This window comes from Sphingomonas sp. BL-S-05 (assembly GCF_055521695.1).
This window is the reverse complement of sequence record NZ_JBVFVS010000003.1, coordinates 97,517-110,317: the sequence shown is the minus strand read 5'-3', so window position 1 is coordinate 110,317 and position 12,801 is coordinate 97,517. Positions and strand designations below refer to the sequence as shown.

Genomic DNA, 12,801 nt, shown 5'->3' with positions numbered 1-12,801 from the left:
GAGTAGCCGAGGTCGCCGGTTATGGGCGAGTCGTCCCGGCATGTTGCTCGAGCGCGCGTCGGCGTTGATGCAGAGCGCGCAGGCGCTGACCATCATGCGGCCATCTTCCGGACCGTCTCCAGCACCCGGTCCTGACGATATGGTTTCGGGAAGAAGATCACGTCCTTCGGCCGCTCGGTTTCCGCCGGCCACGGCCTGCCGGACGTGATTATGATCCGGATGTCGGGCCAGCGCTCGCGAATGCAGCTAGCGAGCATGATTCCATCGATTCCGCCCGGCATATCCACATCGGTGAAGACGACACGCACATCTAGGCGTGCTTCCAGTGTGACGATCGCCTCGGTGGCATCAGCCGCCTGCAGGACTTCGAAGCCGTCTTCTTCGATTATTTCTGAAGCGAACAGCCGAACAAGTGGCTCGTCTTCCACGACGAGAACCACAGGGCTCATCATTATGCACATCCCTCCGTCAGCCCTTCGTCAAATGGCGCATCGGGGCTTGCAGATCGGCCGCAAAGCCATCCGGTTCGTAGCGGATATCAACCCCGCCAGTGCCGACTAGACCGATGCCGATGAGCTTCGAGCCGAAGCCGCGTCGCGTCGGTGGGATGACAAGCGGTCCACCCCATTCGCGCCATTTGACCATGAGGCACTCGCCGCCATCGTTGCTCTCTATCTCCCACGTCAGCGAGACATTACCGCTCTCGCCCTTCAGGGATCCGTATTTGCAGGCGTTCGTCAGAAGCTCATGCACAATCAGGGAGAAGGACAGCGCTGCCTGTGGCCCGAGCGCGACGGGGGGCCCGTCCATCCTGACCCGGTCCATGAACCCGATCGCCTCGATTACGGTGGTCGCAATCGCTGCGAGATCAGCCTGGGCCCAGCTATTTTGGAGGAGAGCGTCATGCGCGGCGCTCAAAGCCATGAGGCGGCGCTCGAAGGAATAAACGGACTCACGGTCACTCGCGGATCGAAGCGTCTGGCTCGCGATTGCCTGAACCATGGTCAGCATATTCTTGAGCCGGTGCGCGATCTCACCATTGACGATCCGCTGCTGCTCCTCTGAGCGATGACGCGCCACGCCGGCCTCGAGCCGATCGGCGACGCTGCGGAGAAACGCGATCTCTTCTGCGAGCCAATATCTCGGGCGTGCCGAATGAACGAAGAACAGGGCGGTCGTCCGGCCAAGGTCCCGCACCGGCACATCGACAAGCGCTCGCACCCCGTTGCGCATGGCGAGCGCTAGGTTGGGAGATGTGCGTTCGTCGGCAAAGGCATCTGAGACGACCAGCGGATCGCCGTAGGAGAGAGGCTCTTGCAAGCCGTCATATTCGTCGAGCGCGTGTCGTCCGGCGACGCTGGGGATACCTGGAGCAGTCCAGTCACTTTCGACGTCGAGCATCTCCACAGCGTCATCGATCAGGCCCAAGCCGGCGCGATCTGCGCTGAGGACCCGCCCGACAATGGCGGCGGTGGCTGATGCCATCTGCCCGGCATCCTCACTATTGCGAATAGCCTCGCCGATATCGACCAAGGCGGCTTGCAACTCCGTCAGACGTTCGCTCGCCTTTGCGGTACGACGAAGTTCAAGATTCTCGCTCGCGAGGCGGGCAAGAGCTCGCAGCATCGCTCGCTCAAGCTCGTTCAACCCTTCCGGCCGCGGCTCGGTGTCGATGACGCACAGACGGCCGACGATTGCCCCTGAACGTAGAATCAGCGGTGCTCCGGCATACGCCCGAAAGTGTCGACCGCCGGTGACGAGTGGGTTGCGCTTGGTGCGCTGATCAGCGGTCAGGTCCGTGATTTCCAGCATGTCTCCACGATCGATCTCGATCTGACATACGGAGTGGTCGATTTCCGTCTCGCGAACGTCGAGGCCGTACTTGGCTTTGAACCATTGCCGATCGACGTCGAGCAGAGTGATGAGCGCGATCGGGACGTTGCAAGCTTTCGCGGCCATAAAGACGAGGTCGTCAAAGGCCGGTTCCTCAGGTGTGTCGAGAACCATCAGGTCGGCAAGGGCGCTGGCGCGTTGAGCACCCCGCGCGTTTGCGGCTTCCGCGCTGACGATCATCGGTCCGCCCTGAGCGAAGCTTGCTGTGCTGGTGCGCCGCCGATCGGGGTGTGGGTGACGCACCACATGTTCAGCGCGCGTGTGAGCCGCCGGTAGGGTCGAGGAAGGAACTGGTCAAAGGTCACCGCTTCAATGTCCGTGAATTCGCGGAGGCCAGCTCGTCGTGGCGTCCGGCTGCTTATGTCCCTGCTCCGCGTCATCGACAGTGAGCACGATCTTGCCTTGGATGTGCCCGGCCGCGGCGCGCTCGTGGGCCGCCGCCGCCTGGTCGAGCGGGAACGTGCTATCCACGGCGACGCGTATGGTGCCATCACCGAGCAAACGGCCAAGCTCGGCGAGTTGTCGGCCATTCGAGCGCACCTGCGTCGCGGATACCGTGACGCCAAGGTCAGCAGCCTCGTCGTGACCGGCGAATCCCAACGGGAAGATGGGAAACAGCGCACCGCCGCGCCGGATCGTCTGCAGAAAGCGGTTCGCTGTGGGGCCACCGACAGCATCGACAACCAGGTCCACGCCACGCACGACCTTCTCAGGCGGGGTTTTTGTGTAATCGATGAACTCGTCTGCGCCGAGATCGTGCAGGAAAGCCTCGTGACGGCCAGACGCACTGGGGCGTCACCTCAAGGTTTGTGCGCCAGACAACGATTTGGCAGACATAATGCGAACATCGGCTAATTAGCGAGCTTGAGGCGCGACATGGGATCGTTGAGCTGGCGGAATTCACCGCCAGGCGGACGCTCCGCCTGCCCTCAAAGGCAGCCGCCGGGCAGGCTACGCCGCGGGGTACGATGCTACTGACATGGCCAAGCCTTCGCTAACGAGCGTTCAGCTCCGGCCACCATATGAACACTCATAAAATAGCTATTCTGCTCCGCCCAGCGTAAATATGCCGCGCGCAGCGCCGATCGGTCATAGCGTGGAGCGCGGCATTCCGCTTTTCGCGCGACGATCATCATGTCGAGCACGCCTTGGAGGTAAGCGCCGCATCGCGGCTCATTCGCTTGACAGCTTACGAACAACGCCGAGCCCGTCGCCGACGCGGGTTCGGTTTGGCCGATCGCACTATCAGGCAGGGCGGCCAAAGCGGCGCATAACAATATCCATCGCCTTGGCCGCATTTTCGTCTCCTATTCCGCAGTATCATTTCGGAAGGGGCGCACGGCCCTCGACGGCCGGCGCCCCGTGCTGATCCATCATTCGCGGCCGAGCACCTGGCCTTCGGGCGTGACGAACAGTTCGATCGTCTTTCCGTCGCTGTTCTTGCCCTTGATTTCATAGAGCGTGCTTCCGTCCGCCTTTCGGGTGACTTGCTCCGCTTTGCTTATTGACGCGAGTTGCGCGCGTGCCGCGTTCATCGCGGCCTCGGGCACCTGAGCAAGCGGGATGTCTCGTTCGCTGTGCTTGCCGATTATCCGGTTTTCGTTCGCCTCGTGGTTTTGCGCGATCGCCACGCCCGCGATCGCCAGCGCGGCCGCGCCCACGCCTGCGACAACAGTGAGAGTTCGTTTGCTAGCCATGTTCCATTCCACTTCCTGCATAAGGGCCGTGGGGTCGGGCGGGCGGCGGTTACGGCCCAATGAGCCGTCGTCCGAGTTCAACTCCTCTGATTGTTCATCCTGTCGAGCGCCGCGCGCAGCCCACGGGCGAGCTTGGCTGCGTCGTCGTTGGCCCAGAAGTGCATGAAGAACAGCCGCGGCTCGTCGTTTAGCATATGATTATGCAGCGCCGTGACCTCGATCCCGTTCGTCCGCAGCACGCGCAGGACCGGATCGACCTCGTTTGCGACAAGTACGAAATCGCCGGTGATGGCGGCTCGGCCGTCCCCGGTTGGCTGAAAGTTGATCGCGGTCGCCGTGCCCATCGTCGGCGGAGTCTCCATATCGCCGTCCATCAGCCGCTCGGCGCGCGGAAAGCTGTATTGGAGGATGCCACCGGCCGTCTTGCCCTCACCGCCCATCAACCGGTTGAGCGCGGCCACATCGAGGTCGAGCCGCGATGCGGCTGCGCTGGCCGAAGGCGATTGCGGCGCGGCGAGCGGGGTCCGACTGGCTGATAGCGCTTGCCGGAGCGCGGCCGCGAGCTTCACCGGGTCGCCGTGGCCGGCAATGTGCATGTACATGGTCGCAGGCGAAGAGCGGAGCAGGTGATTGTGGAGCGCGGTGGTCGTAAAACCGCTTGCGAGCAGGCGGCTCAAAACGGGGTTCACCTCGTCGTGGGTCAGCACGAGATCGCCCATCACCATCGCCTCGTCGCCCATCGGCTGAAACGCCGCCCAAGAGCCGAGCGCGAGGGAGGGCTTGATCGTCACCCCATCCAGCGTGACGCTCAGGTCCGAACGCGGGAAGCTGTAGCGGTGAACGCCCCCCGGCTGTTCGGCCCCCGCTCGTCCTATCGCCCGGTCGACAGCCGACCAGTCCGGCGCTGCCCATGCCGGGCTTGCCAGCAGGAGGCTGGCGAATCCCAAGGCGATGGTCTTTTTCAGCATAATTGATCCTTCATCAGCGCACTCGACACGGAAAGCCTCACGTCATGCGAGCGCGCCGCCGGCGAGCCGCGACATTGCGCTCCGGTTTCTTTCTTCGGGATAAGCAGTCCTATGTTCATGAGGGTTGTGATGCAACCCTTACACTTGTAGGCTAGTGACGATACAACTATGACAAACACACAAGCTTCCCCTTGGTTGCTCCTGATCCCGCAGCTTCCGGCTAAGCCTGCCTATTTGCGGGTGAAGGTCTGGCGGCGTTTGCAGGCGATCGGGGCCGCGCCGCTCAAGAACGCCGTCCATGCGCTCCCCAATCGCGAGGACACGCGCGCGCTGTTCGAAGAACTGCATCGCGAGATCACCGAAAATGGCGGCGAGGCGCTGATCCTCGAAGCGCGCCTTGTCGGCGGCATGGGCGATGCGGAGCTGCGCGGAGTGTTCGACGCTGCGCGTGACGCCGACTATGAGGAGTTGGCACGCGAGGCGCGCGCGCTGTGTGAGGGCGAGTATGTCGCGGCGGCGGATGTGGGCCGCCTGCGCAAACGCCTGAACGAGGTCGCCGCGATCGACTTTTTCGGTGCGCATGGTCGGCAGGCGGCACAGGCCGCCATCACCGAGGCGGACCGCCGCTCTCACCAACATCCCGATGTGAGCGGCCCCGGTGCGCCCGAGCTGACCCCGGCGGAGCTAAAGCGCCGCGTTTGGGTGACGCGCCGCCATGTCCATGTCGATCGCATCGCGTCCGCCTGGCTCATTCGCCGCTTCATCGACCCCGAGGCGAGCTTCAAGTTCGTCGAGGGCAAAGGATATGTGCCGGAGCCTGACGAACTGAGGTTCGACATGGCGGACGCTGAGTTCACCCACGAAGGCGACCGCTGCTCCTTCGAGACCTTGGTGTTCCTCACCGGTCTCGAGACCGACCCCGCGCTGCGGGCGCTCGGCGAAATTGTTCACGACCTTGATATTGCCGATGCTCGGTTCGAGCGCCCGGAAACTCCGGGAGTGAGCGCGCTTATCGCCGGCATCTGTGCCGGCACCGACGACGACGAGGAGCGGATCGCGCGCGGATCGACCGCGCTCGACGGATTCTATGCTCACTTCACCCGGCGAAAAGAGGACTAAAGATGGAGGCCAGCGCACGCGCTGAAATCGCAGTCGAGACGCTGCACGAGCACGGCATCAGCTTTGGCGAGGCGGTGCGCGTCTGGATCAGGGTCGCGCTGCTCAGCTTCGGCGGACCGGCGGGCCAGATAGCGGTGATGCATCGCATCCTGGTCGAGGAGAAGCGCTGGATCGGCGAGGAGCGGTTCCTCCACGCGCTCAACTATTGCATGCTGCTGCCCGGCCCTGAAGCGCAACAGCTAGCTGTCTATATTGGCTGGTTGCTCCATAAGACCAAGGGCGGCCTGGTCGCGGGCGCGCTATTCGTGCTGCCCGGCTTCCTCGCGATTTTAGGGCTCAGCTATGTCTATGTGCTGCTCGGCGAAGTGGCGCTGGTCGAGGGATTGTTCTTCGGATTGAAGGCCGCCGTGCTGGCGGTGGTGCTACAGGCGGTGGTCCGGGTGGGTTCGCGTGCCTTGAAGAACAACGTCATGCGCGGTTTTGCCGCGCTGGCGTTCGTCGCGATCTTCGTGCTCGACGTGCCCTTCCCGCTGATCGTGCTTGCCGCCGCGCTGATCGGCTTCTTCGGTGGCCGCGCTGGTTACGCCGCATTCAAGGGCGGCGGCGGACATGGTCCCGCCGGCGCTGAGATAATCCACGACCGCGACACCGCTCTTGGCGAGGGCCTTCCCGACCATGCCCGGCCGAACCTCTCTTGGTCGCTGCGCATCTCCGGCGTCCTGCTGCTGCTCTGGCTCGGGCCGGTCGCAGCGCTGCTGTTCGCGTTCGGCCCCGACGACGTGTTCAGCCGCATCGCCACCTTCTTCAGCCAGATGGCGGTGGTGACCTTCGGCGGCGCCTATGCGGTGCTCGCCTATGTCGCGCAGGAGGCAGTCGAGACCTATGGCTGGCTCCAGCCCGGCGAGATGCTCGACGGGCTCGGCATGGCCGAGACCACGCCCGGGCCGCTGATCATGGTGACGCAGTTCGTCGGCTTCCTCGCGGCCTTCCGCGAAGCGACCGGGCTGCCGCCGCTCGTCGCCGCGACCTTCGGCGCAATCCTCACCACCTGGGTTACCTTCCTGCCATGCTTCCTGTGGATCTTCGCCGGCGCGCCATTCATCGAGCGGCTGCGCGGCAACCGCGCATTGTCGGCCGCGCTTTCGGCGATCACCGCCGCAGTGGTCGGCGTGATCCTCAATCTGGCGGTCTGGTTTGGTATCCACACTCTGTTCGAGCAAGTCCGCGAAGTGCCGTTCGCAGCCGGCACCATCGATCTCCCAGTCCTAACGTCCGTCAACTGGCCGGCGCTGGCGCTCGCGGTGGGTGCGATACTCGCCATGTTCCGGTTCAAGGCCGGCATGCTGCCGGTGCTCGGCGTCTGCTCGGTCCTCGGGGCCGCATATGTAATGATCATCTGAAGGAGTGACGCGTGACGATCGACCATCTTTCCCGACGCAGTGCAATCGCAACTCTTGGCATCGGAGCCGCCGCCATGACTATCAACGAAGCCTCTGCGCAGACGCCGGCCGCAGCGCCGGCGGCTGTCCCCGCCTTTGCCGGAAATCATCAGGTCAAGCCGCTCAGGTTCAATCCCGCCAGGCTTCACGGCCTCTCCGAAAGGCTGATCACATCGCACCACGAGAACAATTATGCGGGCTCGGTCAAGGCCCTGAATATGATCGAGACACGACTTGCCGCCGCGCTCGCTGACACGGACCTGCCGCCGGTGGTCTATGGCGGATTGAAGCGCGAGGAGCTGCACCGCACCGGCTCGGTCGTGCTCCATGAGGTCTATTTCGACGGGCTCGGCGGCAACGGCCAGGCAGCCGGTTCCATCCGCGACGCGCTGGGCGCGGCGTTCGGCTCGTTCGACCGCTGGGAAGCCGACTTCCGCCGTACCGGGATGAGCCTTGCCGGCGGATCGGGCTGGTGCGTGCTCGTCTACAATCTCCACACGCGCTCGCTGCACAACCATTGGGCGTGGGATCATATGCACGGTGCGATTGCCGGCGTGCCGCTGCTCGCGCTCGATATGTACGAGCACAGTTTCCACATGGATTACGGCACCGCCGCCGCCAAATATGTCGACGCCTTCTTCCGCAACATCGACTGGGAAGTGGTCGACCGGCGCTATGCCGCGGCTTTGCGCGGCGGCGGCTGAACCCGACCGCCGTGGCTTAACACCCACTGCTGCGCGACACCTGAGTTCGCGACCACAAAGGGGACAGGTCCGATGGGGAGATGCAACAATGACATCCGGCCCGAACATCGCTCTTCTTTGGCGTGGGCAAGCAGCCGAGTGGACGCATCGCTTTCATGAAGCCCGGCAGTGGCCGATAATGCAGGCCTTGCGGGCGCTCGGGGCGACCGCAAGGCCTGTACTGTACAGGGACGAGGCGGTTCGCGAGATTCGGGACGAGCTGCTGTCGTGCGACGCAGTGCTGGTCTGGGTGAATCCGTTGGACATTTCAGGCGACCGCTCGCAGCTCGATCCAATGCTGCGCGAAGTCGCGGGGTGCGGCGTTGTCGTCAGCGCGCATCCTGACGTGATCGCCAAAATCGGCGTCAAGGAAGTGCTCTACACAACGCGATCCATGGAATGGGGCAGCGATGTCGATCGATACGTGGACGCTGAAGGCCTTCGCGCTCGTTTCCCCGAACATCTTGCCGCAGGCCCGCGCGTGCTGAAGCCGAACTACGGCAACGGCGGCAGGAATGTATGGCGTGTCCAACTAGACGAAGCGGGAAACGCTCCGGCTTTGAAAACGTCGGTGAAAGTTCAAGAGGCCCGCCAAGGAAGCAAATCGGAGCGCATCAGCCTAGCCGAGTGCTTGGAAAGGTGGGTGCCGTTTCTAAACGACGGCGGCGTGCTGATCGATCAGGCTTATCAGCCGCAGTCGTCCGAGGGCATGGTCCGCTGCTACGTGTGCGGGCACCGAGTGGTTGGCTTTGGGCACAACCTGATCACTGCGCTGATGACGCCAACGGCCATTGATACAACGTCGTCAACCCCACAGCCGATGGGCCGCGCCATGTTCGGACCGGAGGTGACGCGCTTCGCAGCCTTACGGAAAGCGATGGAGGATCGCTGGATTCCAGAGATGCAAAGGTTGCTGTCGATCGTCGACCACGATCTTCCGCTTCTTTGGGACGCCGACTTCCTATTTCGCCCTGGTGAAGCCATCAGCGATGGCTCCTATGCGCTTTGCGAGATCAATGCTAGTTCGGTTGCACCATTTCCGCCAAGCGCCGTCCAGCCAGTCGCCGCAGCGGCAATCGGTCGCGCTCTTGCCATTCGTTTGACGAAGGAGACCTCCAATCCTCATTGATATGATTCAAGCAATTCAAGAGACGTGACATTGGTCGTATCAATCAGACAAGCCTAAGGGTGAGCGAGGCTGGGTGAAACCGGCTCAGGTGGCAGCGCGGAGATACTGGTAGAGGGTTTCGCGACTGATCCCCAGGTCACGGGCGATGACGGCCTTGCGCTCGCCGTCATCAACACGGCGGTGCAGCTCGGCGACCATTTCGTCGGAGAGGGAACGTTTCCGCCCGCGATAAGCACCGCGTTGTCTGGCGACCGCAATGCCTTCGCGCTGCCGCTCCCGGATCAGGGCGCGCTCGAATTCGGCGAACGCACCCATGACCGAGAGCATCAGGTTGGCCATCGGGGAATCCTCGCCCGAGAAGGCCAGGCTTTCCTTCACGAACTCGATCCGGACGCCTCTTTTGGTGAGGGACTGAACCAGTTTGCGCAGATCGTCGAGATTACGCGCCAATCGATCCATGCTGTGGACCACGACGGTGTCACCCTCGCGGGCGAAGGCGAGCATGGCATCGAGTTCGGGGCGGTTGATGTCCTTGCCCGATGCCTTGTCGGTGAAAATCCGGTCGAGCGACTGCCCGTCCAACTGGCGATCGACATTCTGATCGAATGTGCTCACCCGGACGTAACCGATCCTCTGGCCTTTCATCGCCGCCTCCGGTCAAAATGTCAGGTTGAATTCTATGACACGGCGGAACATGCGTCAATAAATGCTTGCCATAACCCTATCCTGACAGAAACCGCCGCTGCATCCTGACGTCCGGTTAGGCTATACTCCAGATTGACGCTAGCCTGTCGCTCTCGACTCGGGATGGAGGCAGGATGGCGCGGCGGCGATTATTGACCGGAGAAGAAAGGCGTCGCCTGTTCGATATCCCCCATGACGAAACCGCGATCGTCGGCCACTATACCCTTGCCGCCGAGGATCTCGAACTGGTCGGTCGCCGCTATCGCCCTGCCAACCGCCTCGGTCTGGCAACGCAGATCGCGCTTATGCGGCATCCCGGCTTCGGTTTGCAGCCCGACGTCGACGTCCCCGATGCGGTCCTTCACTATCTCGCCGCCCAGCTCTTCGTCGATGTTGATGCGTTCGCCGACTATGGCCAGCGCGCGCAAACACGTAACGATCATGCCGACATTGCGGCACGGCATCTGGGGCTACACCCTTTTCGGCGAGGGGATATACCGCTCGCGCTCGATCTCGCCGCAAGAGCTGCGGAGCGGACCGATCGGGGCGAACCTATTGTCCGCGCATTGATGGAGGGGCTGAAGCAGGAACGCTTCATTCTTCCATCGGCAGACACGCTCGAACGTGCGGGCCTCGCCGGCAGGGCACGCGCCCGCAAAGCCGCGGCGGCGCTCATTGTCGAAAGCCTGGGTCATGCCGAACTGGCGCGGATCGATGATCTGATCGTCAACAACAGCGACTTCGGCATGACGCCGCTGGCCTGGCTGCGCAATTTCGAGGAAGCGCCCACCACGGCGAACATCAACGGGCTGCTGGAACGGCTACGCTATGTGCGCGGAATCGGCATCGACCCGGCGATCGGCGCGAAAATCCCCGACTTCCGGTTCGCGCAGTTCATGCGCGAAGGTGGCGTTGCGCCGGCGTTCCTGCTCTCCGATTATAGCCTTAACAGGCGCCGCGCGACGCTGATCGCGGCGGTCATCGACCTCGATGCCAGGCTCGCCGATGGTGCGATCCAGATGTTCGACAGGCTTGTCGGAAGCCTGTTCACACGGGCGCGGCGCGGGCGGGAAAGGCGCTATCAGGACAGCATCCGCTCGGTCGGCGAACTTATGCGGCTGTTCGGCGCGACGATCGCCGCGCTGGGAGAGGCGGTCGAACATGGCGGTAATCCGCTCGAACTGATCGACGAAGCGGTAGGCTGGCACAGACTGGTCGCAGCCAAATCGCAGGTCGATGCGCTGGCCGAGCTGGCGGGCGAAGATGCGCTTGTCGCGGCGACTGGTCGCTATGCGACGCTGCGGCGGTTCAGCCCGGCTTTCCTCGATACATTCACGTTCAAGGCATCGGGGAGCGGATCGCAACTGGTCAAGGCCATCGAGGTCATCCGCGATACCAATGCCCGCAAGGCCCGCAGCCTGCCCGAGGGCGTTCCGCTCCCATTCGCCAACCGGCAGTGGAAGCGCCTCATCACCGAAGGTGGCCAGGTCGATCGCCGGCGATACGAGACGGCCATCATGGCCACGCTGCGCGATCGGTTGCGCGCCGGCGACATATGGGTCGAAGGAACCCGCAATTATCGCCGCTTCGACACCTATTTGCTGAGTCGACGCGATGCCGATAAGGTGGCCGACAGCCTGCCATTCCAGACCGATGCGGCCGCCTATCTGGAGGAGCGGGCAAGGACGCTCGACTGGCGGCTGCGCCGTTTCGCCAAGCAACTCAAGGCGAACAGGCTCGCGGGCGTGGCGCTCGAACGCGACCGGCTCAAGCTGCAACCCATGCCGGCGATCACTCCACCCGAGGCGGAGGCTCTCGATCGCAGGCTCGACGCCTTGCTTCCGCGCGTGCGGATCACCGAACTCCTGGTCGAGGTGGCCGAGCGCACCGGGTTCCTGAGCGCATTTCGCGATCTTCGGTCCGGCAAGGAGCATGACAACCCGCACGCGATCCTCGCCGCCATTCTCGCTGATGGATCGAATCTGGGTCTAGAGCGCATGGCCAACGCCAGCGACGGGGTGAGCTACGCCCAGCTTGCCTGGACCCACAACTGGTATTTGTCGCCCGAAAACTATCAGGCCGCGTTGGGGATGATCGTTGCCGCGCACCATGATCTTCCTTTCACGCGCCATTGGGGAGCCGGCACTAGTTCATCCTCCGATGGGCAGTTCTTCCGCTCGGGCCGCAACCGATCGGCGGCGGCCGACATCAATGCGAAATATGGCAGCGAGCCGGGCCTGAAGATCTACTCCCACCTGTCCGATCATTTTGCCTCGTTCGGATCGCGGATCATGTCGGCCACCGCCGGCGAGGCCCCCTACGTGCTGGATGGCCTGATGCTCGGCGCCGGCGCGCTACCGCTGCATGAGCATTACACTGATACCGGCGGCGCGACGGACCATGTCTTTGCCCTTTGCCATCTTCTCGGCTTCCGGTTCGTGCCCCGTCTGCGCGACATCGCCGACCGGAAACTCGGCTCGATCGCCGCGCCTTCGACCTACAAAGGCATCGAAAGCCTCATGGGCCGCACGATCAAGACGGCGGCGATCGAAGCCGATTGGGATGACATCGTCAGGATCGTCGCCTCCATTAAGGAAGGAGCCGTTGCGCCCTCCGCGATCCTGCGCAAGCTGGCCGCCTACAAGCGCCAGAACAGGCTGGATTTTGCGCTGGCCGAACTCGGCCGCATCGAGCGGACGCTATTTGCGCTCGACTGGCTTGAACAGCCCGACTTGCGTCGCGCCTGCCAGGCCGGCCTCAATAAAGGCGAAGCACGTCATACCCTTGCCGCCGCGATCTACACCAACCGACAGGGGCGGTTCACCGATCGCTCGATCGAGAATCAGGAATATCGGGCATCGGGCCTCAATCTGCTGATCGCGGCGATTTCTTACTGGAACACCGTCTATATGGACAGGGCCGCCCAGCATCTCCAATCATCCGGCGGCACCTTCGATGATGCGCTGCTTGCCCATCTCTCGCCGATGGGCTGGGTGCATATCAGTTTGACCGGCGACTATCTGTGGCAAAGGGCAAACCGGCTCTCCCCTGGCGAGTTCCGCACCCTCAACGATCCCATGGCCCGCCTCAAACTCGTGGCATAGCCAGTGTTCTCATTATGTCCGCCAA

Annotated in this window: 11 protein-coding genes and 1 pseudogene; 5 read left to right on the top strand and 7 right to left on the bottom strand. The window is 63.1% G+C overall.

Annotated features, from left to right (window positions below; translation table 11 throughout):
* Positions 1-92: 92 nt before the first annotated feature.
* The 6 genes and pseudogenes from ACZ1JS_RS18795 to ACZ1JS_RS18770 all read right to left on the bottom strand — a co-directional run bounded on the left by ACZ1JS_RS18795 (position 93) and on the right by ACZ1JS_RS18770 (position 4,558).
* Positions 93-452 carry a response regulator gene (locus ACZ1JS_RS18795; RefSeq protein ID WP_293920467.1) on the bottom strand — a complete coding sequence of 120 codons (360 nt, stop codon included), beginning with the start codon at positions 450-452 and terminating at the stop codon, positions 93-95.
* A gap of 16 nt (positions 453-468) precedes the next feature.
* Positions 469-2,073, bottom strand: coding sequence for a sensor histidine kinase (locus tag ACZ1JS_RS18790; protein ID WP_293920464.1), 1,605 nt, complete (start codon positions 2,071-2,073; stop codon positions 469-471).
* A 129-nt stretch (positions 2,074-2,202) separates the two neighbouring features.
* Positions 2,203-2,679: pseudogene (locus tag ACZ1JS_RS18785) on the bottom strand (zinc-binding dehydrogenase); the annotation flags it as partial.
* 185 nt (positions 2,680-2,864) lie between these two features.
* Entirely contained in the window at positions 2,865-3,191 is a 327-nt protein-coding gene (locus tag ACZ1JS_RS18780; protein ID WP_223178489.1) for a Rap1a/Tai family immunity protein, read from the bottom strand.
* 75 nt (positions 3,192-3,266) lie between these two features.
* Positions 3,267-3,590, bottom strand: coding sequence for a PepSY domain-containing protein (locus ACZ1JS_RS18775; protein WP_202408384.1), 324 nt, complete (start codon positions 3,588-3,590; stop codon positions 3,267-3,269).
* 77 nt (positions 3,591-3,667) lie between these two features.
* Positions 3,668-4,558, bottom strand: coding sequence for a DUF1259 domain-containing protein (locus tag ACZ1JS_RS18770; RefSeq protein ID WP_465168880.1), 891 nt, complete (start codon positions 4,556-4,558; stop codon positions 3,668-3,670).
* 168 nt (positions 4,559-4,726) lie between these two features.
* On the opposite strand from ACZ1JS_RS18770, the gene ACZ1JS_RS18765 reads away from it, so the two are divergent.
* From ACZ1JS_RS18765 to ACZ1JS_RS18750, 4 genes are all read left to right on the top strand, one after another.
* The gene (locus ACZ1JS_RS18765; RefSeq protein ID WP_025160483.1) at positions 4,727-5,677 is read left to right on the top strand and encodes a chromate resistance protein ChrB domain-containing protein; all 951 of its coding nucleotides are present in this window, start codon (positions 4,727-4,729) and stop codon (positions 5,675-5,677) included.
* Positions 5,678-5,679: 2 nt separating this feature from the next.
* A complete protein-coding gene (chrA, locus tag ACZ1JS_RS18760; RefSeq protein ID WP_008603799.1) occupies positions 5,680-7,077 on the top strand; it encodes a chromate efflux transporter in 1,398 nt (465 codons plus the stop codon).
* A gap of 74 nt (positions 7,078-7,151) precedes the next feature.
* Positions 7,152-7,820 carry a superoxide dismutase gene (locus ACZ1JS_RS18755; protein ID WP_017184236.1) on the top strand — a complete coding sequence of 223 codons (669 nt, stop codon included), beginning with the start codon at positions 7,152-7,154 and terminating at the stop codon, positions 7,818-7,820.
* An 88-nt stretch (positions 7,821-7,908) separates the two neighbouring features.
* On the top strand, positions 7,909-8,988 hold the full coding sequence (locus ACZ1JS_RS18750) for a Cj0069 family protein (RefSeq protein WP_157838154.1): 1,080 nt from the start codon (positions 7,909-7,911) through the stop codon (positions 8,986-8,988).
* A gap of 84 nt (positions 8,989-9,072) precedes the next feature.
* Here ACZ1JS_RS18750 and ACZ1JS_RS18745 read toward each other — a convergent pair whose 3' ends face one another.
* The gene (locus ACZ1JS_RS18745; protein ID WP_017184234.1) at positions 9,073-9,633 is read right to left on the bottom strand and encodes a recombinase family protein; all 561 of its coding nucleotides are present in this window, start codon (positions 9,631-9,633) and stop codon (positions 9,073-9,075) included.
* Between the two features lie 173 nt (positions 9,634-9,806).
* Between ACZ1JS_RS18745 and ACZ1JS_RS18740 the strand changes: the two genes are divergently transcribed.
* Positions 9,807-12,776: a Tn3 family transposase gene (locus ACZ1JS_RS18740; RefSeq protein WP_008603805.1), complete on the top strand. Its 2,970-nt coding sequence runs from the start codon at positions 9,807-9,809 to the stop codon at positions 12,774-12,776.
* Positions 12,777-12,801: the final 25 nt, after the last annotated feature.

Bases quoted from the DNA above. Each gene is read 5' to 3' on its own strand.
- chrA (WP_008603799.1), top strand. From the start codon at position 5,680: ATGGAGGCCAGCGCACGCGCTGAAATCGCAGTCGAGACGCTGCACGAG.
- ACZ1JS_RS18765 (WP_025160483.1), top strand. From the start codon at position 4,727: ATGACAAACACACAAGCTTCCCCTTGGTTGCTCCTGATCCCGCAGCTT.
- ACZ1JS_RS18790 (WP_293920464.1), bottom strand. From the start codon at position 2,073: ATGATCGTCAGCGCGGAAGCCGCAAACGCGCGGGGTGCTCAACGCGCC.
- ACZ1JS_RS18745 (WP_017184234.1), bottom strand. From the start codon at position 9,633: ATGAAAGGCCAGAGGATCGGTTACGTCCGGGTGAGCACATTCGATCAG.
- ACZ1JS_RS18755 (WP_017184236.1), top strand. From the start codon at position 7,152: ATGACTATCAACGAAGCCTCTGCGCAGACGCCGGCCGCAGCGCCGGCG.
- ACZ1JS_RS18780 (WP_223178489.1), bottom strand. From the start codon at position 3,191: ATGCGGCCAAGGCGATGGATATTGTTATGCGCCGCTTTGGCCGCCCTG.
- ACZ1JS_RS18775 (WP_202408384.1), bottom strand. From the start codon at position 3,590: ATGGCTAGCAAACGAACTCTCACTGTTGTCGCAGGCGTGGGCGCGGCC.
- ACZ1JS_RS18750 (WP_157838154.1), top strand. From the start codon at position 7,909: ATGACATCCGGCCCGAACATCGCTCTTCTTTGGCGTGGGCAAGCAGCC.
- ACZ1JS_RS18740 (WP_008603805.1), top strand. From the start codon at position 9,807: ATGGCGCGGCGGCGATTATTGACCGGAGAAGAAAGGCGTCGCCTGTTC.
- ACZ1JS_RS18795 (WP_293920467.1), bottom strand. From the start codon at position 452: ATGATGAGCCCTGTGGTTCTCGTCGTGGAAGACGAGCCACTTGTTCGG.
- ACZ1JS_RS18770 (WP_465168880.1), bottom strand. From the start codon at position 4,558: ATGCTGAAAAAGACCATCGCCTTGGGATTCGCCAGCCTCCTGCTGGCA.